This is a genomic window from Leisingera daeponensis (assembly GCF_019801465.1).
Taxonomy (GTDB): domain Bacteria; phylum Pseudomonadota; class Alphaproteobacteria; order Rhodobacterales; family Rhodobacteraceae; genus Leisingera; species Leisingera daeponensis_A.
This window is the reverse complement of record NZ_JAHVJA010000001.1, coordinates 443,456-465,048: the sequence shown is the minus strand read 5'-3', so window position 1 is coordinate 465,048 and position 21,593 is coordinate 443,456. Positions and strand designations below refer to the sequence as shown.

Here is a 21,593-nt window from a genome sequence, read left to right as displayed (position 1 = left end):
CTAGAGTGCAATTGGTTAATTTCCTCAAAAACAGTGCGTTACCATTGCGTGAGCCGGCGGATCGAGGCTTTCGGGGCTGTGTGCTTGCGCCCCATATACGGTATCTGATAGGGTGCGAACACAATATATAGACCCAGAAGAAAGAGCGGGCAGCCAACGTGAGCGATACGCCGGAAACTCCTGAAAACATGGAAGAAAACAAGCCGGAACGCCCGGCTTATCATGGGCCGACGGTCTCCATCGAGACCGAGATGCGCAACTCGTATCTCGACTATGCGATGTCGGTCATCGTCAGCCGCGCGATTCCGGACCTGCGGGACGGGCTGAAACCGGTGCACCGCCGGATTCTTTACGCGATGCACGAATCCGGCAACACTCACGACAAGGCCTACCGCAAGTCGGCGCGCCCCGTGGGCGACGTGATGGGTAAATACCACCCGCACGGGGACAGCGCGATCTACGACGCGCTGGTGCGGATGGCGCAGGACTTCTCGATGTCGCTGCCGCTGCTGGACGGCCAGGGCAACTTCGGCTCGATGGACGGCGACAACCCGGCGGCGATGCGCTACACCGAGGTGCGCATGGACAAGCCCGCCGCGGCGATCCTGGCGGATATCGAGAAAGAAACCGTCGATTTCCAGGACAACTACGACGGCAAGGACCGCGAGCCCACCGTGCTGCCGGCCCGCTTCCCGAACATGCTGGTCAACGGCGCCGGCGGCATCGCCGTCGGCATGGCGACGAACATCCCGCCGCACAACCTGGGCGAAGTGGTCGATGCAACGCTGGCACTGATCGAGGACCCGGATCTGACCAGCGAACAGCTGATCGAGTATATCCCCGGCCCCGATTTCCCGACCGGCGGCGTGATGCTGGGCCGCTCCGGCGCCCGCAAGGCCTATCTCGAGGGCCGCGGCAGCGTGGTCATCCGCTCGAAAACCCGCGTCGAGGAGATCCGCAAGGACCGTTATGCCATTGTCGTGGATGAGATTCCCTATCAGGTGAACAAGGCCGCGATGATCGAGAAGATCGCGGAACAAGTCCGCGAGAAGAAGATCGAAGGCGTCGCCCATGTGCAGGACGAATCCGACCGCAACGGCGTGCGGGTGGTTGTCGAGCTGAAGCGCGACGCAACGCCCGAGGTGGTGCTGAACCAGCTGTTCCGCTTCACCCCGATGCAGACGTCCTTCGGCTGCAACATGCTGGCGCTCAACGGCGGCCGGCCGGAACAGCTGACGCTGCGCAGGTTCCTCACCTCCTTCATCGACTTCCGCGAAGATGTGGTGGCACGGCGGACCGCGTATGAGCTGCGCAAGGCGCGCGAACGCAGCCATATCCTCTGCGGTCTGGCTGTTGCCGTCTCCAACGTCGACGAAATCGTCGCTACCATCCGCTCCTCCGCCGACGCCGCCGAGGCGCGCGAAAAGCTGATGACCCGCCGCTGGCCGGCCTCCGACATCGCGGCCTACATCCGCCTGATCGACGATCCGACCCACACCATGAACGACGACGGGACCTACAACCTGTCGGAAACCCAGGCCCGCGCCATCCTCGAGCTGCGCCTGCAGCGCCTGACCCAGATCGGCGTGAAGGAAGTCACCGACGAGCTGGAAGAGCTGGCCCGCAAGATCAAGGAATACCTTGAGATCCTGTCCTCGCGCGAGCGCATCATGGGTATCATCGGCGATGAGCTGCGCGAAGTGCGCGACAATTTCGCCGTGCCGCGCCGCACCGAGATCGTCGACTGGTCCGGCGACATGGAGGACGAGGACCTGATCGAGCGCGAGGACATGGTGGTGACCGTGACCTCCGGCGGCTACATCAAGCGCACCCCGCTGGCCGACTTCCGCGCCCAGAAACGCGGCGGCAAAGGCGTGTCGGGGATGCAGACCAAGGAAGAGGACGTGATCACCACCCTCTTCGTGGCCAATACCCATACCCAGCTTCTATTCTTCACCACCGACGGCATGGTTTACAAGCTGAAGACCTGGCGCCTGCCGCAGGGCGGCCGCACCTCCAAGGGCAAGGCGATCGTCAACATCCTGCCGATCCCGCCGGGCGTGTCGATTGCCGCCATCATGCCGGTCGATGTGCCGGACGAGGAATGGGAAAACCTGCAGGTTGTCTTTGCCACCTCCGGCGGCGACGTGCGCCGCAACCGGCTGTCGGATTTCACCAACGTCCGCCGCAACGGCAAGATCGCGATGAAACTGCCCGAGGACGGCTCCGTCCAGCTGGTGAACGTGCGCATCTGCTCGGAAGACGACGACGTGATGCTGTTCACCAATTCGGGCCGCGCCATCCGCTTCCGCTCCACCGACGTCCGCGTGTTCAACTCGCGCGAATCCACCGGTGTCCGCGGCATCAAGCTGACCGGCGAGGACAGCGTTGTGTCGATGTCGGTGATCCGCCACTCCAAATACACACCGGAGCAGCGCACCGCCTACCTCAAGATGCGCCGGGCCATGGCCGGTCTGACCGACGAGGCCGAGGCTTCGGATGAGGATGCGCCGGAGGATCCGAACTTCTCGACCGAGCTTTATGCAGAGATGTCGGCAGCCGAGAACCTGATCCTGACCATCACCACCGGCGGCTCCGGCAAACTGTCGTCCTCGCACGACTACCCGGTGCGCGGCCGCGGCGGCATGGGAGTCACCGCGATGGACAAGGCGATGCGCGGCGGCGAGATCGTTGCCTCCTTCCCGGTCGAACTGGATGACCAGATCATGCTCGCCACCTCCAAGGGCCAGTCGATCCGGGTGCCGGTCGACGGCATCTCCTTCCGGTCGCGTTCGGCCGGCGGCGTGCGGGTGTTCAACACCGGCAAGGGCGAAGAGGTCGTCTCGGTCGCCTGGATTGCCGAAAACGGCGAAGATGAGGACGGCGGCGAGGAATAAGCCCCTTCTGAATAAACAGATTGAACGCCGTCCCGTTGCCGGGGCGGCGTTCGCAGTGTTAACGGCCCCCTAACGGATCTTAGGTATTGTTACGGTCAAGTTCTGATTTCTCATGAAGGGAATACCCCAATGAACTTGTACCACTGCTCCATCGACCTGCATCACGAGGCCAAGGCGCTGAGTTTTGCCAGCGCGGTCGATCAATGGATGGGATATCTGCACGAACGCGGCGCAATCCAAAGCTGGCGCCTGCTGCGCCGCAAGCTGGACATGGCCAGCGACAATTGCCGCGACTTCCTCCTGGAAATAGAATTCAAGGACATGACCCAGCTGGATCAGGCATTCCGGGTTCTGGGCGAGCACGACGAGGAAGTCGAGAAACTCTATTCCCATGTCAGAGCATTGATCGCCGCAGCGGACATCGGCCTTTACCGGCCCTTCCCGGATCCGGAACGGGCGGAGCGGATGGCGCTGATCTGACGGGCATATGCCTCAGACCAGGGTGGCTCCCAGTACATAACTGGCAAAAATCAGGTAGGCGACGGCTGTATGCATCGGATTACTCTCTTACTCACGCCCCAAGGATTAAGAGAATACTGTTAAAATACGGCATTTCCGGGGCAGCGGGTTTTCCGCTGCCGCCAGAAGGCCTTAGCCGTTATGCAGTGCCGACTCAGAGATCGTAGAGCAGGCTGAACTTCTCTTCGAGATAGGCCAGCAGCGGCGCGTGGCTTGGCTCCATGCCCGACGCATGCACGATGGTGTCGCGCGGGCTGCGCAACCCGCCGTGCTGCTGCAGGTTCTCTTTCAGCCAGCTGGTCGCGCCTTCGGTGCTGCCATCAGCCAGTTCTGCATCCAACCCCGGCACATCCCGGCGCAGCGCCTGATACAGGCAGCCGGCATAGACATTGCCCAGCGTGTAGGTCGGGAAATAGCCGAACAGGCCGACCGACCAGTGCACATCCTGCAAACAGCCATTGGACGGTTTGTCGACGGCATACCCAAAGTCCGCCTCGAACCGGTCGTTCCAGGCCGCTTCCAGATCCTTCACCGCCAGATCGCCGCTCATCAGAGCGCGCTCCAGACCGAACCGCATCATGATATGGAGGTTGTATTGCAGCTCATCCGCTTCCGTCCGGATATAGCCCTTATGCACCGCGTTGACGGCAGCATAGAAGGCATCCGCATCCGCAACACCAAAATCTCCAAAGGCGTCTTTCATCTCCCCGAACAGCCAGCCGGTAAAGGCACGGCTGCGGCCGATCTGGTTCTCATAGATCCGGCTCTGGCTTTCATGCACACCCATAGACACGCCGCGGCCCAACGGGGTCAGCAGATAATCGCGGCTGATGTTCTGCTCATAGGCCGCGTGGCCGACCTCATGAATGGTGGAATAGAAGCAGTTAAACGGATCAGTCTCGCTTGTCCGCGTGGTGATCCGCACATCCAGGCCCGCGCCGGAACAGAACGGATGCACCGCCTTGTCGACCCGGCCATGGGACATGTCATAGCCGAACTGCTTGGCGAGCTTGCGGGTCAGCTTCATCTGCGCGGCTTCGTCAAAAGTGCCAGTCAGGCCCTTCGGCGCGGGCTTCGCCAGCACTTTCGCGCGCAGCTCCACCAATCCGGGGCGCATGGCATCGAAAATCTCCGCGATTGCGGCCCCGGTCATGCCATGCTCATAATCCTCGACCATGGCGTCATAGACGTCGCCGCCCGCGGCCAGCGCCAGGCCTTCCTCGCGTTTCAGCGCGACCACTTCCTCCAGCACCGGCACAAAAGCCGCCACATCCTCATCCGCCCGCGCCGCGGCCCATTGGCCCTGCGCGACAGACGTGACCTGAGCAATCTTCTTGGCCAGATCGGCGGGAACCTTGACCGTCCGCTCATAGCTGCGGCGGATCTCCCGCAGCTGCGCCTCGCCGGCCTCATTCGGGGCCACCGCCTGCTCCAGCCACTCCGCGACCCGCGGGTCGCTGCGGCGGGCGTGCAGCACCGCCTCCATCGCGGCCATCTCCTCGCCCCGCTGCGGCGCCGCCCCGCGCGGCATCATGGTTTCCTGATCCCAGCCCAGACGGCCTGCAATCTGCCCCAGCGCCTGGGTTTCGCGCTGGAAGGCCATCAGTTCGTCAAATGCGCTCATGGGTCAATGATCCTTGATCGAGGTTGCAATGGGATAGGCAGACAGGAAGCGCGCGCGCAGGATCAGCGCCCAGACGCCGATTGCCACCAGCTGATGGGTGATCGCGGCGTGCAGCGGCGCGGCGTAGATCACGGTGATGATCCCCAGCAGCACCTGCACCGACAGCGCCGCGAACACAGTATTGAAAGCAAAGCGTGTCCGCGCATGGGCAGAGCCGCGGCCGCGCAGCCAGGCCACCGCGCCAAAGGCAAACAGCAGGTAGCCCGCAACCCGGTGGATGAACTGCACCAGACCGGGGTTTTCAAAGAAGTTTTTCCAGACCGGCTCGATCATGAAGGGGTTCGGCGGGATCACCTGCCCGCCCATCAGCGGCCAGTCGGTGTAGGAGCGGCCCGCGTCGATACCCGCCACCAGCGCCCCCAGCAGGATCTGCAGGAAGGCGAAATGCATCAGGCCGGTCGACAGGCTGAACAGCTTCGCCTCCTTGGCGCGGCGCGCCTGCATCAGCTCGCGCTCCTCGCGGCCCAGCATCAGCACATACCAGGCGATGAAGCCAAGGATCACGAACGCCAGCCCCAGATGCACGGCCAGCCGGTAGGAAGCCACCGCAGTCATCCCCTCGCCCAGGGTCACGCCAGAGGCCACCATCCACCAGCCGATGGCGCCCTGCACGCCGCCGAGGACACCGGGCAGCAGCAGCCGGCCGGTCCAGCCTGCCGGGATCTTGCGCGCTGCAAGAAAGCCGAGGAACCCAACCACCCAGACCACGCCAATGAAACGGCCCAGCTGGCGGTGGCCCCACTCCCACCAATAGATCGATTTGAAATCAGACAGTTCCATCCACTGGTTCTGGATGCGCCACTGGTCGATTTCCTTGTACTTGTCGAACTCCGCCTGCCATTCGGCCTCCGACATCGGCGGGATGGCCCCGGTCACCGGCCGCCATTCGGTGATCGACAGGCCGCTGTCGGTCAGCCGGGTCAGCCCGCCCACCACGATCATCGCAACCACCAGCGCAAACAGGACCATCAGCCAGGCGCGGATCGCCTTGCGGGCGCCGCCGCGGCCGCGGTCGATCAGCCCCGGTTGCACCGCGGGCGCATCCTTCTTCTCGCCCTCGACCTCTTCGAAAATGCTGCGCTTGCTCATGCTTGCCTCTTTGTTTCTGCTGCCAAGCTAGGGGCGGTTTCAGAAATGGTCCAGAGCGGCTTATTCGCCGCCGCGCTCTTTCCAGCGGACCATCTGCCGCATGATGCCATGCAGCATCTGCACATCGGAGCGGGTCATCCGCATCCGCGACCACAAGTTGCGCAGATTGGTCTTCATGCCCTCGGCCTTCTCCGGCGGGAAGAAGAAACCCGCGGCGTCCAGCCGCTCCTCGTAATGCTCCACCAGCTTCTCGACCTCAACGCCGCTCGCCCATTCGCCCTTGCGGCCCAGATCGGTGGTTTCATGCACCACCTCCGCGGACTGGCGCATCCATTCATAACCGGTCAGCAGCACGCATTGACCCAGGTTCAGCGAGGCGTAAAGCGGGTTTACAGGCACCGAGATGATGGCATTGGCCTTGGCGATATCCTCGTTCTCGAGGCCCGCGCGCTCGGGGCCGAACATCACCGCGACCTTCTCGCCCGACGCGATCTTCTGTGCCGCGATCTGCATCGCGCGCTCAGGGCTGTAGACCGGTTTGGTCAGCCCGCGCTGGCGGGCGGTGGTGGCAAAGACATAGGTACAGTCGCCCAGCGCCTCCGGCACGTCAGCACAGAGCTGCGCCTCGTCCAGCAGGCGTCCAGCGCCGGAAGACATCGCCACCGCTTTGGGGTTCGGCCAGCCGTCGCGCGGCGCCACGATGCGCATCCGGTCGAGGCCGAAGTTCCACATCGCCCGCGCGGCGGCACCGATATTCTCGCCCATCTGCGGGCGGACAAGGACAAAGGCGGGCTGGGGCGTATCGGTGGGCATCGTGTTCTCCGGCAAAATCGGCACTGCTGTACTGCCCGCAAGGCGGCGGGGCAAGGTCCGGCGCGGTTCTGGCCTGCGATTCCTGCGGTTCCGCCGCCGCAAATCCTTGCGTCCCGCAGCAAATCGGCTAAACACCGTCCAATCGCCTGAACAATGGAGCACCATCATGGGAAGCCCTGCTGACGCACCCGAGCAGCCGCAGATCTACCTGATCTCCCCGCCGAGTTTCGAGCTGGGCAAATTCCCCGGTCTGCTGGCACGGGTGCTGGATGAAGTGGACGTCGCCTGTGTGCGCCTGGACCTGTTCAGCCGCGATGAGGACACCCTGAGCCGCGCGGGCGACGCGCTGCGCGAAGTGACCATGGCGCGCGATGTGGCACTTGTGATCTCGGATCACCAGATCCTGGCCGAGCGGCTGGGGCTGGACGGCGTGCATCTGACCGATGCGTCCAAATCGGTGCGCACCGCCCGCAAGGCGCTGGGTCCGGATGCGATTGTCGGCACTTTCTGCGGCGCGTCGCAGCATGACGGCATGGTCGCAGGCGAGGCCGGCGCGGATTACGTGAGTTTCGGCCCCGTCGGCACCTCCGGCCTGGGTGACGGTGCGCAGGCAGAGGCCGATCTGTTCCAGTGGTGGTCGCAGATGATCGAGGTCCCTGTGGTGGCCGAGGGCGGTCTGACCGAGGATCTGGTGCGCGGCATCGCACCCCATACCGATTTCTTTGGCATCGGCGATGAGATCTGGCACGCGGAAGACCCGCTGGCGGCGCTCAAGGTGCTGATGCGGGCGATGGGCTGACCTGCTCCTGAGCATTTGGCAGGTGTTTACAGAAACACCCGCTCCACAAACCAGTAGCCGCCGATCATCGCGATGGTGACAGAGGCCGGGATCGCCACCCGGCCGCGGTATTTCGGATGCCGCCCGAACCACAGGCGCACGCCGAGGTAGGCGGCGGCAATCACCGCCAGCTGGCCCAGTTCCACGCCAACGTTGAAGCCGATGAGTGCAGGCAGGAACTGGCTGGCAGGCAAGCCGAATTCCCCCAGCACAGTAGCAAAGCCCAGGCCGTGCAGCAGGCCGAAGCCTAAGATGACTAAACTCCGCCATGCGTGCAGCTTCCGGGCGAAGATGTTTTCCACCGCAACAAAGACAATCGACAGCGCAATCAGCGGTTCGACGATGGCGGGGTTCACATTGACCATGCCCAGCGCGCCCAGCGCCAGGGTGATGGTATGGGCGACGGTGAACAGGCTCACCTGCAACAGCAGCGGCTTCACCCGCGGGCTGAGGAAGAACAGCCCCAGCACAAACAGGATATGATCCAGCCCCTTCGGCAGGATGTGGGTGAAGCCGACCGGAAGATATTCCATGAAGGCCTCGACCGGCGTTTTGGCCGCGCCTCCTGCAAGCGGAATCGGCGGCGAGGTCTCCCCGCCCTGCAAGTAGCCGGTATAGGGTTCCTTCACCCCGTTCTGCCGGAGCACTACTCCGCCGGAGCCGAGCGGCCAGGCAATGCGCAGGCTGCCCCTCCCGGCGGGGACCTCTCCGGTCAGCTCCAGGAAGGACGCCCGCGGCAGGCTGATGTTTCCGGCTTCAGGAATGGTGATCTGCCCGACGCGCAGCGCAACCGGACCACCGGCCTGAACCGAAAAGCTCTCCAGCCACTCCTCTGCAAACAGCTGAACCATCGGCTTCAGTTCAGCCGGCCCCAGCGCGCGCAGTTCATCATAATCGGCAGACTGCGCGGTCTGGTTGGTATCCGACAGGCCGTCCAGATTGATGCCGGCTACAAAGGCCTCGGCGTTAAGCCGCAGTTTCAGAGTGATCCGGCTGTCCTGAACCGTGAAATCAGCAATGGCAGGGGTGACCTCATGCGCGCGGGCAGCGGCAGCGGCTATTGCCACCACACAGAACATGAGCGCAAATAGTGTCCGCAGCCAAGTGTCACCACGCCTGACAGCCAAGGACCCGTTCATGCAATACCGCCTGTTCTGCTCACTTCTCAGTGCCGGGCTGGCAGTCGCAGCAGCTCCGGCGTTATCCCACGAGTTTTGGATTGAGCCGGAGAAATATCAAGTGGAATCCGGGGAGCCCGTAACCGCAAGACTGCGCAACGGCGAGCTGTTCAAGGGGGCCGAGCAGCCCTATCTGGATCACCGTATCGCCCGTTTCGAAGTGATGCAGGCCGGATCCGCGGCGCCGTATGCCGGGCGCATGGGCGATATGCCTGCGTTCACTTCGGGTATCGCGCAGGACGGCCTGGCAGTAATCATCCACCAGACCCGCCCGCAGCGGCTGGTCTACGAGACCTGGGAGGATTTCCAGACCTTTGCTGACCACAAGGGGTTTGGCGACATCCCTGCCCGCCACCGCGCGCTTGGCCTGCCGGAGGCGGGCTTTGCCGAACAATACACCCGCTTTGCCAAGGCGCTGGTGGCGGTCGGCCAGGGCGCGGGCTCCGATCTCCCCGTTGGGCTGGAAACCGAAATTGTTGCCCTGGACAATCCCTATACCGGCAATCCGGCGCAGGGGCTGCCCGTCCAGGTTCTGTATCAGGGCAGACCGCGCCCGCACGCTCAGATCGAAATCTTTGCCAAGGCGCCGGACGCGGGCGTCACGGTCACGACCTTGCCGGCCGAGGCACAGGGCAAGGCCGTCATCCCGGTGCTTCCCGGGCACCGGTATCTCCTTGATGCCGTGGTTCTGCGCCCAGCCCCGGTCGGCCAAGATTACGCATGGGAAAGCCTTTGGGCCGATCTGACATTCGCCGTGCCGCCCCGGTGAAGCCGCTTGCAGAGGCCGGCCAAAGGCGGCAATAGGACACTATGACACAATCCTCACACTCCCAGACACCCGCCCTCCTGTGCATCGGGTCGGTCCTGTGGGACATCATCGGCCGCTGCACCAGTGAAATGCAGCGCGGATCAGACATGCCCGGGCGCATCACCCGGCTGCCCGGCGGCGTGGCGATGAACATCGCCATGACACTGTCGCGCTTCGGCATGAAGCCGGCGCTGCTGACCGCCGTCGGCCGCGACCCCGAGGGCGACGAGCTGATCCATGCTTGCGGCCACTTCGGCCTGATCACCGATCACATCTACCGCTCCGAGGATCTGCCCACCGACCGCTACATGGCGGTGGAGGGCGCCAACGGGCTGATCGCGGCTATCGCTGATGCGCATTCGCTGGAGGCCGCGGGCGACAAGATCCTGCGGCCGCTCTCCGATGGCTCGCTCGGAACCGAGGACGCGCCTTACGCCGGCCAGGTCGCGCTGGACGGCAACCTGACGCTGTCCCTGCTGGACGACATCGCCGCCAGCCCCGCTTTTGCCAAGGCCGACCTGCGGGTGGCGCCCGCCTCGCCGGGCAAGGCAGAACGGCTGCGCCCCTTCCTGACCCGCACCTGCGGCACGCTTTATGTGAACCTGGAGGAGGCCGGCATCCTGTGCCAGGCGGAGTTCACCGACAGCGAAACCGCTGCCAGGGCGATGCTGGACCGCGGTGCCGCGCGGGTTCTGGTCACCGACGGCGGCGCCTCCGCTACCGTGGCCGATTCCGAAGGCACCATCACCCTGGTTCCGCCGCGCGTCACCGTCGCCCGGGTGACCGGCGCCGGCGATACCTTCATGGCCGCTCATATCGTCGCCGAGGCACGCGGCGAAGACCGCAAGACCGCTTTGGCCTCAGCCCTCAAGGCTGCCGCCACCTACGTTTCAGGAGAACCCCCGCTTTGATCGATATTCAGTATTCCTCCGAAGTCGAGGCCGCCAAGGCTGAAGGCCGCGCCATCGTCGCGCTGGAAAGCACCATCATCACCCACGGCATGCCCTACCCGCAGAATGTCGAGGTGGCCGCGCAGGTCGAACAGGACATCCGCGACGCCGGAGCGGTTCCGGCCACAATGGCGGTAATTGACGGCGTGCTGCACGTGGGGCTGGAGCCTGAGCAGCTGCAGTCCCTTGGGCAGGCCAAGGGCGTTGCCAAGATTTCCCGCGCCGACATGCCGGCCTGCATCGCCATGGGCGGCACCGGCGCCACCACTGTCGCTGCAACCATGATCGCAGCGCGGATTGCGGGCATTTCCGTCTTCGCCACCGGCGGCATCGGCGGTGTTCACAAGGGTGCCGAGACCACCTTCGACATTTCCGCCGACCTGATGGAGCTGGCGCAGACCCCGGTCACCGTGGTGGCCGCGGGAGCCAAGGCGATCCTAGACCTGCCCAAGACGCTGGAAGTTCTGGAAACCCAGGGCGTGCCGGTGATCGCCTACGGGCAGGACAGTTTCCCTGCCTTCTGGTCGGCACAGTCGGAGCTGAAGGCACCGCTGCGCATGGATGAGCCCGCCCAGATCGCCCGCGCCCATGCCGCCCGCCGGGCCATGGGCCTGCCCGGCGGCCAGCTGGTGGCCAACCCGATCCCGGCAGATGCTCAGATCGCGGCAGGGGATCTGGCGCCGGTGATCGCCCAGGCCCAGTCCGAAGCCGACGCCCAGGGCATTGCCGGCAAGGATGTGACTCCCTTCCTGCTGAGCCGCATTTTCGAGCTGACAGAGGGCCGTTCACTGACCGCGAACATCGCCTTGGTGCGCAACAATGCCCGTCTCGCGGCAAAGATCGCACAGGAACTCAACAATCTCGCACAATGAGTTGATTTTTGGGGCGGAAACCATTGCTCCGCCCCAAAACAGTGCCTAGGTTTCTCGCGGTATTCCCGGAAAACTGACCTATGACCACGCCATTCGACGAAGAACCCCAACGCCGCCGCGGCCTGTTCGCCAGCCTGCGCGCTTCCTTCTTTACCGGCATCGTGGTGATTGCCCCCGTAGGGCTGACGGTCTGGCTCTTGTGGTCGGTGATGGGCTGGATCGACAGCGTGGTGCTGCCGCTGGTGCCGCACACTTTCCGCCCGGAGCAGTATATCGGCATCAACCTGCGCGGCGTCGGGCTGATCATCTTCCTCTTGTTCACCATCATCGTGGGCTGGATCGCCAAGGGCATCATCGGCCGCTCGCTGATCACCTTCGCCGAAAGCCTGGTGGACCGGATGCCGGTGGTGCGCACGGTCTACTCCGGCATCAAACAGATTTCCGAGACCGTCTTTGCCCAGTCTGAGCGCAGCTTTGAAAAAGCCTGCCTGGTGCAATACCCGCGCAAGGGCATCTGGGCGATCGGCTTCATCTCCACCAATGCCAAGGGGGAAATCGCCAAGCGCGCCGAAACCAGCGGCGGGCTGGTCAGCGTCTTCCTTCCGACCACGCCGAACCCGACATCCGGCTTTCTGCTGTTCGTGCCGGAGGAAGACGTGATCGAGCTGGATATGACGGTGGAGGATTCGGCCAAGCTGGTGATCTCGGCGGGCCTTGTCTACCCGAACCCCAAGGATCCCACCAAGCCGGTGGAAAACGGCAAGAAGACCAAAGTGCTGGAAAAGGAAAGCGCCTAGCCGAACATCGCAGGCAGGTCTGCCGAGGAACGCACGCCGAGACTGTCCCTGTCCCGTTCGAGAAAGCCGTCTGCCGCGTCCCGCCCCGCCTGTTTGAGCCGCGCCAGAATCTGCGGCACCGGGATCAGTTTGGTGGTGACAGACAGCTGCGTCATCAGATCATCGTCACCGATCATGTGAACCCGCACCTGTTTCATCCGGCCCTGCTGCAAGGTTCCGTCTGCCAGCAGGCGCTGCACGAAATTGATCGCCCGCAGCTCCCGCAGCAATGAGGAGTTGAAGCTGATCTCGTTCACCCGGTTCCGGATCTGCTGCGGCGTCCTGGGGATTTCCTCCCGTTCAAGCGGGTTGATGTTCACGATCACCACATCCCCGGGCAGCGCCTCCCGGAACAGCGGAAACAGCGCCGGGTTGCCGGTGTAGCCGCCGTCCCAATAGGCCTCCATGCGGCCGGTTTCGGGATCCTCGATTTCCACCGCCTGAAACAGGTCCGGCAGGCAGGCAGAAGCCAGAATCGCGTCGGTGCCGATCTCCTCCCCCTCGAAGATGCGAATCTTTCCGGTCCGCACGCAGGTTGCGCAGATGAACAGCTCCGGCCCGTCGCCGGCACGGACCTCGGCAAAGTTGAACTGCTCCACGACCTCGCGCAGCGGGTTCCGGTAAAACGGGCCGTAGTGATAGGGCGAAATCACCTGGCTGAGGCTCTCCAGCGGCGAAAACGGCATCGAAGCCTCCAGCACTCCCGCCCAGGCCACTGCATCAAATCGCGTCAGCCAATGAGTAAAGCGCATGTCGCCCACCGCGCCCATCCGCGCCCACAGCCTGTCCAGCGAGGCCTTGGCGCCTGCGCGCCCGTCCCGCACCATACCGGACTTGAACGCGGCGCCGTTCAGCGCCCCGGCGGAGGTGCCGGTAATGCCCGAAACCTCGATCCCCTTCTCTTCCAGCAGCCGGTCGAGCACGCCCCAGGTGAACGCCCCATGCGCGCCGCCGCCCTGCAGGGCAAGGTTAATCCGTACCGTCAATTTCCACCTGCCTGTTTCACCTTTGTGAAAATACTCCGGGGGTGAATTGCCCCGCCAGGGGCAAGAGGGGGCTGGCCCCCTCCCGCCGCCGCTTCAAACGCTTACAGCGCGGTCCAGCCGCCATCGACGCTGATGGTGGTGCCGGTGATCTGCGCCGCCGCATCCGAGCACAGGAACACCGTGGTGCCGCCGAGTTGCTCCACAGTGGCGAACTCCCGGCTCGGCTGGCGCTCCAGCATCACCTTCTTGATCACCTCTTCCCGGCCCATTCCGTACTTCTCCATGGTGTCGGGGATCTGCGCCTCGACCAGCGGCGTCAGCACATAGCCCGGGCAGATCGCGTTGCAGGTGATCGGCTCTTCCGCGGTTTCCAGCGCCACCGTCTTGGTCATGCCCACCACCCCGTGCTTTGCCGCCACATAGGCGGCTTTGAACGGCGAGGCGGTCAGCCCGTGCGCTGACGCAATATTCACGATCCGGCCCCAGCCCGCCGCGCGCATTTTCGGAAGCGCAGCCGCCATCGTGTGGAAGTTCGAATTCATGTTGATCGCGATGATCGCATCCCATTTTTCTTCAGGGAACTCGTCGATCGGCGCCACATGCTGAATGCCTGCGTTGTTCACCAGGATATCGCAGGCGGCGGCTTTTTCGATCAGCGCGCGGCAGTCCGCCCCTTTGGACATATCGGCCTGGATATACTGGGCCTTGACGCTGAACTCACGGGCGAGGTCCGCTGCCAGCGCGTGATCCTCCTCCCGGTCCGTAAAGGAGTTGAGCACCACATTGGCCCCCGCCCGCGCCAGTTCGCGCGCGACCCCCAGGCCAATCCCTGAATTCGATCCGGTGATAACGGCGGTCTTGCCTTGCAATGTCATCGCGTCCTGCCCCTTGGCTGATTGAAACTGCCGGTACTGTGCCATGCTGCAGATGCAAAAGAAACGCGTAAGACTACGGATGCAGCGGTGGCTGAAAACCGGAATTACCATCCGGCGAAAAGGGCGGGAAACGGGCAGAAAAAAACGCCCGCACAAGGCGGGCGTTAGTTATTGAGGCAGGTTTCATACAGGCAAGAAACCTATCGAGCAGTGACCCCTTTATAAGCAATTTCCGGCTTTCGTCCAAGCTAAAAGTTTGAAAAGACGAAAAAGCGCACGTAGCGTGCGGAAGCAAGAAAATAAGGGCAGAGCGGGATTGTTGTGAAACAGCGAAAAGAAAATTTCCGGAGTCTTCGCGCAGCACTGGCTGGAATCACCCTGGCATTCACCGCGAATTTCGCGCAGGCAGAATCGGCCCATGGCATAGCTATGTACGGCGACCCCGCCTTGCCACCGGATTTTGTGTCTTTACCCTATGCCAATCCGGAGGCCCCGAAAGGCGGAAAGGCGGTGTTCGGCAATACCGGAGGCTTTGACAGCCTCAATCCGTTCACCCTCAAAGGAACCTCTCCGTGGCAGCTGAGGTTCTGGGGATACGAGAGTCTGATGGGCCGCTCCTGGGACGAGCCCTTCACCCTTTACGGTCTTCTGGCCGAATCGATTGAGGTTCCGGAGGACCGGTCCTGGGTCGAGTTCACCCTGCGGGAGGAGGCCCGATTCTCTGACGGCAGTCCGGTCACGGCCGAAGATGTGATCTGGTCCTACGAGACGCTGGGCACGAAGGGCCATCCGCGCTACCGCGGTTTCTGGACCAAGGTGGAGACAATCGAGCAAACCGGGCCGCGCAGCATTCGCCTGGCCTTCAATACCGAGGACCGCGAGCTGGCGCTGATCGCCGGGCTGCGTCCGATCCTCAAGAAGGCGCAATGGACAGGCAAGTCGTTCGGCAGCGACGAGATCGAAGGCGCCCCGATCGGGACAGGTGCCTATGTGGTCAGCGCCTACGAGCCGGGGCGCTTTGTAACCTTCGCCCGCAATCCGGACTATTGGGGCAAGGACCTGCCCCTGCGCCGCGGCACCCAGAACTTCGACGAGCTGCGCATCGATTTCTTTGGCGATGAAACCGTGCTGTTCGAGGCCTTCAAGGCCGGGGAACTGAGCGCGGTGCGCGAGTTCAATGCCGACAAATGGGACAGCGTCTACAATTTCCCGGCCATCACCCGCGGCGATGTGGTCAAAAGCGAGATCCCGCACCAGCGCCCTTCCGGCATGACCGGCCTGGTGATGAACACCCGCCGCGCACCGCTGGATGACTGGCGGGTGCGCGAGGCGCTGCTGCTGGCCTTCAACTTCGAATACATCAACGGCACCGTGACCGGCGGCACCCAGCAGCGGATCACCTCCTATTTCTCCGGCTCGGTGCTGGGGATGCGACCCGGCGCTGCCGAGGGCAAGGTGCGCGCGCTGCTGGAACCCTATGCGGACACTCTGCTGCCCGGCACGCTGGAGGGTTACACCCTACCCCAGGGCGACGGCAGCAAGCGGAACCGCGGCAACCTGCGCAAGGCGATGAAGCTGCTGGAAGAGGCCGGCTGGACTGTTGCGGACGGCGTGCTGCGCAACACGGACGGCGCCGGGCTGACGCTGAACGTGCTGATCCGCCAAGGCGATGGCGAGATGAAAACCGTCACCGAGATCTACGCCCGCGCGCTAGAGCGGCTGGGGATTACCCTGACTGCCGAGACCGTGGACAACGCCCAATACGCCGAACGGGAAAACGCCTATGACTTCGACCTCACCCGCTTCCGCCGGGAACTGTCGCTGAGCCCCGGTAACGAGCAGCGCTACTACTGGGGCAGCGAAGGCGTGGATCAGCCCGGCAGCCGCAACCTGATGGGTATGGACAGCCCGGCAGCGGAGGCGATGATCGATGCGATGCTGACCGCCACGGAGCCGGAGGATTTCACCGCCGCCGTGCGGGCGCTGGACCGGGTGCTGACCGCCGGGCGTTATGTCATTCCGTTCTGGAGCTTCGACACCGGCCGCATTGCCCATATCAAGGAAATGCGGTTCCCGGACCAGCTTCCGATCTACGGCGACCGTACGGAGTTCATGCCGGATGTCTGGTGGTATCAGGCGGACTGATCTGATCGCGCGCTGTGCAGCCCGGCAAGGCGCATTGCCGGGCGGAGGGGACAAGCCGAAAATTTCGTGCAGGTGAGAACGGCGGAAAAAAACTGCCGGTTTGGATCCCTTATAGACTGGACCGGCTTTGGGATGTTTGGCCTTGCAATCCTGCAAAGCCCGGCCGCACAACAACACTCTGTCACGCTATCCTCTAACCGGAGTGCTTGCCGGCTTCCCTCTGCTGCCCAGCCGCTTCGGCGGCCTGTGCTCCTGTCCCGCAGCGCAAGCATGCACATGCTGGCATGCACAGCACCGGGGCGTGCTTGCCCGTCGCCTTGGCCAGGTTTCTTGACCAGATTTGCCGCCTCCGCTGCAAGTGCGCACGGCTGCAGCGGCACCTCCGCGCGCAGTTTGCCGGGCACATGGCGGCCTACCTTCCGGCATGACTTACCGGGGCAGGAACCGGCAGCCCGGAACAGGCAAGGCCGCTTCCGCCGCACCAGCGATCAGCAGAATTCCGCTCAAAATGCCGCCCCGTGCCGGCCGCTTGGGGCCGGCGTTACAAAATGCCGCAAAAAGTGTTACCATGGGGGTCCACCAACCATAATCAAACCGTTTGTCAGGGAGTGCCCCCATGCCTGTACAAGCAGCAGCTGCCAGCTGGATTGACAGGATGCCCCGCATCAAACAGCGCTTTCCGCATCTGAAAGCGAGCAACGCGCCGTCAATATTGGATGACCGGGACAGATTTGTTGCCTATCTGGCACGGACCCATCACCTCACCCTGAACGAAGCCAAGGAAGAGGTGGACGATTTCCTGTATATCGAAAGCCTGCTGAGAGAGCTGGACGGCCGCCCGCACTGATCGCGGTTTCAGGCCAGCGACGTCACCCAGAGGATCATCGCGTCCTCAGGGCTGACAGAAATCACGTTATGCCCCATGGCGGCGTCGTAATAGGCGCTGTCGCCGCGGCGCATTTCCACCGGCTCGTAGAATTCCGTGTAGAGCTTGACCACGCCGGTCAGCACATAGAGGAATTCCTCGCCGTCATGGCGCACCCAGCCGTCAAATTCCTCCATCGACCGCGCCCGGACCCGCGCCCGGTAGGGCAGCATCTGCTTGCGCGTAAGCCCGTCGGCCAGCAGTTCATGCTCGTATGTCGCAGTGGCGTGGGCCGAGCCATCGCCGGATTTGGTCACCGTCATCCGCCCGTTCACCTGATCCCGCTGCGGCGGGGTGAACAGCTGCGGAATCGAGATCTCCAACCCTTCGGCCAGCTTCTTCAACGCCTCGTAAGTCGGTGACATCTGGCCGTTTTCGATCTTGGACAGGGTAGACCGCGCCAGCCCTGCCTGATTGGCCGCATGCTCCAGTGTCCAGTCCCGCGCCTTGCGCAGTTCGCGCACGCGGGCGCCCAGATCCAAGGGTTCTGCTTGATCGTCACCGCCGTTGGCGCGGGCGATGGTAATCAGGGATTTCGGGTCGCGGTTCTTCATAGCCAATCTATAAGCCGCACCTGCGCGCCTTGCAACGCAGGACAGAGAGGGCTAGCCATTTGCCATGCTTTCAATTTTCGATCAGGGGCCGTTTGCGCCCTGCCCTTCACCCTTCAACCTTGCGGCCCATGTGCTGCGCCATTCCGCGCGGCTGGCGGGCAAGACCGCTTTGTCGGTGCTTGACGGCGGCGCCAGCGCGGATTGGAGCTATGCCCGGCTGGAGGCCGCCGTGCGCGGCACCGGCACCGGGCTGCTGCGGGCCGGCCTGGTTCCAGGGGACATCGTCCTGATGCGCCTTGGCAACACGGTCGAGTTTCCAATTGCCTACCTCGGCGCCATCGCCGCCGGGCTGGTGCCGGTGCCCACCTCGGCCCAGCTGACGGAGACCGAGACTGCCCGGATGATAGCGGAGCTGCGCCCGGCTGCGGTGCTGCGCGACCCCTCGGTGGCCTGCGCGAGTCACCCCCGGCAGATCAGCACGGCAGAGCTGCTGGAGATGCACGGCCTCCCCCCATGCGGCTACGCCGCAGGAGACCCGGAGCGGCTTGCCTATGTGGTCTACACCTCTGGCACCAGCGGGAAACCGCGTGCTGTTGCGCATGCCCACAGGGCGGTCTGGGCGCGGCAGATGATGGTGGAAGGCTGGTACGGGCTGACAGAGGACGACCGGCTGCTGCATGCAGGCGCCTTCAACTGGACCTACACCCTGGGCACCGGGCTGATGGACCCCTGGGCGGCGGGTGCCACTGCGCTGATCCCGGCCCCCGGCACGGCGCCGCAGGACCTGCCCGCGCTGCTGCAGCGCCACCGCGCGACGATCTTTGCCGCGGCCCCCGGCGTCTACCGTAAGTTCCTGAAGGGCAGCGCGCTGGAACTGCCGGAGCTGCGGCACGGGCTTTGCGCTGGTGAAAAGCTTTCACGGCACCTTCACGAGGCGTGGCAGGCTGCTGCCGGCTGCGGGCTGTACGAGGCATTCGGCATGTCGGAATGCTCCACCTTCATTTCCTCCTCGCCATCGCATCCCGCACAGGACGGCAGCCTGGGCCAGCCTCAGCCCGGCCGCAAGGTGGCAATTGTCGGCGCCGAAGGCCCGGTTCCGATCGGCGAGGAAGGCACCATCGCCATCCACCGCGCTGACCCGGGGCTGATGCTCGGCTATCTGAACGCGCCGGAGGAAACAGCGGCCCGCTATCAGGGCGACTGGTTTCTGACCGGCGACCAGGGGGCAATGTCGGCGGACGGGCAGATCCGCTACCTCGGGCGCAGCGACGACATGATGAACGCTGGCGGCTACCGGGTGTCGCCGATCGAGGTCGAAACCGCGCTGGCCGCCCATCCCGGCATCACCCAGGCCGGTGCCGCCGCGGTGGAGGTGAAGGAGGACACCTATATCATCGCTGCCTTCTACACCGGTCCCGAAGAGTTGAAGACGGACGAACTGCAGGCCTTTGCATCCCGGCGCCTGGCCCGCTACAAGCAGCCCCGCGCCTATGTGCATCTGGACGCGCTGCCCACCGGCGCCAACGGAAAATTGCTGCGCCGCGCCCTGCCTGCCCTGTTCAAAGGATGACCCAAATGGCCACCGTCAAGCTCGACATCCTGTCCGACCCGATCTGCCCCTGGTGCTATATCGGCAAGACCCATCTGGACAAGGCGCTGGCGGAAGTGCCGGACCACCCCTTCGTCACCGAATGGCACCCGTTCCAGCTGAACCCCGACATGCCACGCGAAGGCATGGACCGGCGAGAATACCTGGAGCGCAAGTTCGGCGGCAAGGAAGGCGCGGTGAAAGCGTATGCGCCGGTGGTGGAGCACGCGGAGAAGGCCGGTCTCACGATCAATTTTGAAGCCATGCAGCGCACCCCCAACACCCTGGATGCGCACCGGCTGATCCATTGGGCCGGGATCGAGGGCAAGCAGACGCAGGTCGTCGATGCCCTGTTCCAAGCCTATTTCGTGGACGCCAAGGACATTGGCGACCATGCGGTGCTGGCGGAAATCGCGCAGGAGGCAGGCATGGAGGCAGATGTCGCCGCCCGCCTGCTGGAGGGCGACAGCGATGTGCAGGAGATCCGCGACCGCGACGCGCATTCCCGCAAGATGGGCGTGAGCTCGGTCCCGACTTTCATCGTCGCCAACCAGCACGCTGTACCGGGTGCGCAGCCGCCGGAGCTGTGGAAGCAAGTGATTGAAGACATTTTGCAGCAGCTGAAGGCAGCCGGGACCGAATAGCCCGCCGCGAATTACTTAGCATCGCAACTATGCACAGTTCCCTGTGCAGCCGGGCGCTGGCACGGCAGGCAGGTTTATGGTAGCGGGAGCGGACGGCTCCCAGACCGGCCCCGATCCAGGGGGACCGCCTGCAGTGCCGATCGAGGTTTCAAATGTCACAATCCCCCAACCATGGCATGGCCAAGGCTGAATTCATTGCACTGATTGCAATGATGTTCGCCACCATTGCACTGTCGATCGACGCCATGCTGCCCGCCCTGCCGGAAATCGGCCAGACGCTCAGCCCGGACAACATCAACCGGGCGCAGCTGGTGCTGACCTCCTTTGTGCTGGGCATGGGGCTTGGCACTTTCTTCACCGGCCCGTTGTCGGATGCTTTTGGACGCAAGCCTGTGGTGGCCGCGGGCTGCGCCCTATATGTCCTCTCCGCGCTGACCGCGTGGCTGTCGCCGTCGCTGGAGGTTCTGCTGATCTCCCGCGTGCTGATGGGAATTGGTGCTGCCGGCCCGCGCGTCGCGGGGGTTGCTGTTGTCCGCGACCTTTATTCGGGTCGTGAAATGGCGCGGCTGATGTCGATTGCCATGATGATCTTCATGATTGTTCCGGCCATTGCCCCCTTGATGGGCGCAGGCATCATCGCGCTGTCCGGCTGGCGCGCCATCTTCCTGCTGTTTGCGCTGTTTGCCGCCGTCATTGTCCTGTGGACCAGCCTCCGCCTGCCGGAGACACTGGCGCGTGAAGACCGCCGCGCCATGCGCATGCCGCTGCTGATGGGGGCTGTCAAAGAGATGCTCAGCCACCCGACGGTACGCCTGTCGATCATGGTGCAGACGCTGTGCCTGGGCATGCTGTTCACCATGCTGACCATGGTGCAGCAGGTCTACGACATCATCTTTGGCCGCGCGGCAAGCTTCCCCTTCTGGTTCGGGCTGGTCGCGGTGATTTCCGGCACTGCCAGCCTGCTGAATGCCGCAATCGTGGTCCGGATCGGCATGCGCCGCATCGTCACCGTTTCGCTGGCCGCCCAGATCCTGATCACCGGCGCGATGCTGCTGATCAGCGGCTGGAGCCTGCCGGACCCGTGGATGTTCGGCCTGTTTGTGGGCTGGCAGGCCAGCGTTTTCTGTATGGTCGGCACTACCGTCGGCAACCTCAATGCCATGGCGATGGAGCCGATGGGCCATATCGCCGGCATGGCCGCTTCAGTCATCGGGGCGATTTCGACTGTTCTGGCCGCCGCCATCGCCGCGCCTGTCGGGCTGCTGTTTGACGGTTCGCTGGTGCCGCTGGCGGCAGGGCTTTTGATCATGGCCTGCATCGCGTTCCTGCTGATGCTGCAAATGGCCAAGGCCGAAGCCCGCCTGCCCGCCGAATAACCGCCTTGCCGGCCTC

19 protein-coding genes are annotated in these 21,593 nt (G+C 63.9%); 12 read left to right on the top strand and 7 right to left on the bottom strand.

Features of this window, described 5'->3' with window-relative positions:
* Nucleotides 1-188 precede the first annotated feature (188 nt).
* Nucleotides 189-2,897: a DNA gyrase subunit A gene (gene gyrA, locus KUV26_RS02265; RefSeq protein WP_261399731.1), complete on the top strand. Its 2,709-nt coding sequence runs from the start codon at nucleotides 189-191 to the stop codon at nucleotides 2,895-2,897.
* Between the two features lie 129 nt (nucleotides 2,898-3,026).
* Nucleotides 3,027-3,377 (top strand): DUF6614 family protein, encoded by a 351-nt coding sequence (locus KUV26_RS02260; protein WP_222507177.1) that lies wholly within the window; start codon nucleotides 3,027-3,029, stop codon nucleotides 3,375-3,377.
* Between the two features lie 193 nt (nucleotides 3,378-3,570).
* Here KUV26_RS02260 and KUV26_RS02255 read toward each other — a convergent pair whose 3' ends face one another.
* From KUV26_RS02255 to KUV26_RS02245, 3 genes are read right to left on the bottom strand one after another with little or no spacing between them, the layout of a single operon-like run.
* Nucleotides 3,571-5,040, bottom strand: a complete 1,470-nt coding sequence (locus tag KUV26_RS02255) for a carboxypeptidase M32 (RefSeq protein WP_222507176.1) — start codon at nucleotides 5,038-5,040, stop codon at nucleotides 3,571-3,573.
* A gap of 3 nt (nucleotides 5,041-5,043) precedes the next feature.
* Complete coding sequence (gene ctaA, locus KUV26_RS02250) at nucleotides 5,044-6,189, bottom strand: heme A synthase (protein WP_222507175.1); 1,146 nt, start codon at nucleotides 6,187-6,189, stop codon at nucleotides 5,044-5,046.
* A 60-nt stretch (nucleotides 6,190-6,249) separates the two neighbouring features.
* The gene (locus KUV26_RS02245; RefSeq protein ID WP_222502506.1) at nucleotides 6,250-7,002 is read right to left on the bottom strand and encodes an RNA methyltransferase; all 753 of its coding nucleotides are present in this window, start codon (nucleotides 7,000-7,002) and stop codon (nucleotides 6,250-6,252) included.
* Nucleotides 7,003-7,168: 166 nt separating this feature from the next.
* Here KUV26_RS02245 and KUV26_RS02240 point away from each other — a divergent pair, with 166 nt between their 5' ends.
* On the top strand, nucleotides 7,169-7,801 hold the full coding sequence (locus KUV26_RS02240) for a thiamine phosphate synthase (protein WP_222502505.1): 633 nt from the start codon (nucleotides 7,169-7,171) through the stop codon (nucleotides 7,799-7,801).
* A gap of 26 nt (nucleotides 7,802-7,827) precedes the next feature.
* Here the strand turns inward: KUV26_RS02240 and KUV26_RS02235 are convergent, their stop codons facing one another.
* Nucleotides 7,828-8,979: a HupE/UreJ family protein gene (locus KUV26_RS02235; protein ID WP_222507174.1), complete on the bottom strand. Its 1,152-nt coding sequence runs from the start codon at nucleotides 8,977-8,979 to the stop codon at nucleotides 7,828-7,830.
* On the opposite strand from KUV26_RS02235, the gene KUV26_RS02230 reads away from it, so the two are divergent.
* The 4 genes from KUV26_RS02230 to KUV26_RS02215 all read left to right on the top strand — a co-directional run bounded on the left by KUV26_RS02230 (nucleotide 8,918) and on the right by KUV26_RS02215 (nucleotide 12,445).
* Nucleotides 8,918-9,787, top strand: a complete 870-nt coding sequence (locus KUV26_RS02230) for a DUF4198 domain-containing protein (RefSeq protein WP_261399705.1) — start codon at nucleotides 8,918-8,920, stop codon at nucleotides 9,785-9,787. The two genes, KUV26_RS02235 and KUV26_RS02230, sit on opposite strands and share 62 nt — an antisense overlap.
* Before the next feature lie 41 nt (nucleotides 9,788-9,828).
* Nucleotides 9,829-10,737, top strand: coding sequence for a PfkB family carbohydrate kinase (locus tag KUV26_RS02225; RefSeq protein ID WP_222507172.1), 909 nt, complete (start codon nucleotides 9,829-9,831; stop codon nucleotides 10,735-10,737).
* Nucleotides 10,734-11,648: a pseudouridine-5'-phosphate glycosidase gene (locus KUV26_RS02220; RefSeq protein ID WP_222507171.1), complete on the top strand. Its 915-nt coding sequence runs from the start codon at nucleotides 10,734-10,736 to the stop codon at nucleotides 11,646-11,648. Before KUV26_RS02225 ends, KUV26_RS02220 begins: the two co-directional genes overlap by 4 nt.
* Nucleotides 11,649-11,728: 80 nt before the next feature.
* Entirely contained in the window at nucleotides 11,729-12,445 is a 717-nt protein-coding gene (locus KUV26_RS02215) for a DUF502 domain-containing protein (protein WP_222502500.1), read from the top strand.
* Here the strand turns inward: KUV26_RS02215 and KUV26_RS02210 are convergent.
* Nucleotides 12,442-13,470 carry a patatin-like phospholipase family protein gene (locus KUV26_RS02210; protein WP_222507170.1) on the bottom strand — a complete coding sequence of 343 codons (1,029 nt, stop codon included), beginning with the start codon at nucleotides 13,468-13,470 and terminating at the stop codon, nucleotides 12,442-12,444. The two genes, KUV26_RS02215 and KUV26_RS02210, sit on opposite strands and share 4 nt — an antisense overlap.
* Nucleotides 13,471-13,571: 101 nt before the next feature.
* Nucleotides 13,572-14,345 carry a 3-hydroxybutyrate dehydrogenase gene (locus KUV26_RS02205; protein WP_222507506.1) on the bottom strand — a complete coding sequence of 258 codons (774 nt, stop codon included), beginning with the start codon at nucleotides 14,343-14,345 and terminating at the stop codon, nucleotides 13,572-13,574.
* Between the two features lie 429 nt (nucleotides 14,346-14,774).
* On the opposite strand from KUV26_RS02205, the gene KUV26_RS02200 reads away from it, so the two are divergent.
* Both KUV26_RS02200 and KUV26_RS02195 read left to right on the top strand, forming a co-directional pair.
* Nucleotides 14,775-16,490, top strand: coding sequence for an extracellular solute-binding protein (locus KUV26_RS02200; RefSeq protein WP_261399704.1), 1,716 nt, complete (start codon nucleotides 14,775-14,777; stop codon nucleotides 16,488-16,490).
* Nucleotides 16,491-17,106: 616 nt separating this feature from the next.
* Entirely contained in the window at nucleotides 17,107-17,337 is a 231-nt protein-coding gene (locus KUV26_RS02195) for a hypothetical protein (RefSeq protein WP_222502496.1), read from the top strand.
* An 8-nt stretch (nucleotides 17,338-17,345) separates the two neighbouring features.
* On the opposite strand, the gene KUV26_RS02190 is transcribed toward KUV26_RS02195, so the two are convergent.
* Complete coding sequence (locus KUV26_RS02190) at nucleotides 17,346-17,969, bottom strand: helix-turn-helix domain-containing protein (protein ID WP_222502495.1); 624 nt, start codon at nucleotides 17,967-17,969, stop codon at nucleotides 17,346-17,348.
* Between the two features lie 64 nt (nucleotides 17,970-18,033).
* Between KUV26_RS02190 and KUV26_RS02185 the strand changes: the two genes are divergently transcribed.
* From KUV26_RS02185 to KUV26_RS02175, 3 genes are all read left to right on the top strand, one after another.
* Nucleotides 18,034-19,539: a class I adenylate-forming enzyme family protein gene (locus KUV26_RS02185; RefSeq protein WP_222507168.1), complete on the top strand. Its 1,506-nt coding sequence runs from the start codon at nucleotides 18,034-18,036 to the stop codon at nucleotides 19,537-19,539.
* Entirely contained in the window at nucleotides 19,536-20,201 is a 666-nt protein-coding gene (locus KUV26_RS02180) for a DsbA family oxidoreductase (protein WP_222507167.1), read from the top strand. The genes KUV26_RS02185 and KUV26_RS02180 overlap by 4 nt, the downstream gene beginning before the upstream one ends.
* 152 nt (nucleotides 20,202-20,353) lie before the next feature.
* Complete coding sequence (locus KUV26_RS02175; protein WP_222507166.1) at nucleotides 20,354-21,577, top strand: multidrug effflux MFS transporter; 1,224 nt, start codon at nucleotides 20,354-20,356, stop codon at nucleotides 21,575-21,577.
* Nucleotides 21,578-21,593 lie beyond the last annotated feature (16 nt).